Raw genomic sequence first — 1,499 nt, forward strand, 5'->3', positions numbered from 1 at the left:
TTGAAGCAGAAGATTCTGGTGTTCTTTTGAAGATTACCCGTCAGGCTGGTGAAACTGTACCAGTTACTGAGGTTATTGGTTATATTGGAGCAGAAGGTGAAGTTGTGGCCGATAATGCTGCGAGCGCACCAGCTACAGAAGCTGCTCCGCAAGTTGAAGAAGTTGCTACTGTGGAAGCACCTGTAGTGGCAGCCCAAGCCCCTGTCGTACACGAAGGTGGCAAAGTACGTGCAACACCTAAAGCACGTAAAGTAGCGCGTGAGTTGGGGATTGACCTCGCTCAAGTCCCAGGAACTGGAGCGAAAGGTCGTGTTCATGCTGATGACGTTGAGAACTTTAAGGGTGCTCAACCTAAGGCAACTCCATTGGCACGTAAGATTGCAAAGGACCTTGGTATTGATTTAGCTACCGTATCTGGAACAGGTTTTGGTGGTAAGATTACCAAGGAAGATGTCCTTGCAATCAGTGCCCCAGCCCAAGTTAAGGAAGCTGCAGCTGCACCTGTGGTTGAAGCTAAGCCAGAAAAAGTCTTGCCAGAAGGTGTGGAAGTTATCCCAATGTCTGCTATGCGTAAGGCTATTTCTAAGGGAATGACGCACTCTTACTTAACTGCGCCAACCTTTACCCTTAACTACGATGTGGACATGACTAACCTTATGGCTCTTCGTAAGCAAGTCCTTGATCCAATCATGAATAAGACTGGCATGAAGGTGACCTTCACTGATTTGATTGGTTTGGCAGTTGTGCGTACCCTTATGAAAGAGGAACACCGTTACCTCAATGCATCCTTGATTGATGATGCGCAAAATATCGAATTACACAAATTTGTTAATCTCGGTATTGCCGTTGGTCTCGATGATGGCTTGATTGTACCGGTCGTTCATGGTGCAGATAAGATGAGTTTGTCTGACTTTGTGGTGGCCTCTAAGGATGTCATCAAGAAAGCTCAGGCTGGTAAATTGAAGGCGGCAGAAATGTCAGGTTCTACTTTCTCTATCACTAACTTGGGAATGTTTGGAACCAAGTCATTTAACCCAATCATCAACCAACCAAACTCAGCTATCCTTGGTGTTTCAGCAACTATTCAGACACCGGTTGTTGTTGATGGTGAAGTTGTCGTACGTCCAATCATGGGTCTATGCTTGACTATTGACCACCGTATTGTAGATGGTATGAATGGTGCCAAATTCATGGTTGATTTAAAACATTTGATTGAAAATCCAATGGAATTGTTGATTTAAGTAAAAAAATATCTGAAAACTGAAGTTTTAAATAGAAAGGAGAGGGCGTTAAAGCGTTTGAGTTGATTTGAACTCGAACGAAATGCTTCGGAATTTAGATAGTTTTACTTGTGTGCAAGCACACTAACGTAAAACTCCTAAAATTCTGTCGCATTTTAGCGTTCTTAGTATCATAAAATATGGCTTTTGAGATTATTATGCCTAAGCTTGGTGTGGACATGCAGGAAGGCGAAATCATCGAGTGGAAGAAACAAGAGG

1 protein-coding gene is annotated in these 1,499 nt (G+C 43.4%); it reads left to right on the forward strand.

What is annotated here, in order from left to right; translation table 11 throughout:
- A partial coding sequence (locus AX662_RS07680) for a dihydrolipoamide acetyltransferase (protein ID WP_060972102.1) occupies positions 1 to 1,241 on the forward strand: 1,241 nt, incomplete at its 5' end.
- Positions 1,242 to 1,499 lie beyond the last annotated feature (258 nt).

The sequence above is a fragment of the Streptococcus sp. CCH5-D3 genome (genome assembly GCF_001556435.1).
Classification (GTDB): Bacteria; Bacillota; Bacilli; order Lactobacillales; family Streptococcaceae; genus Streptococcus.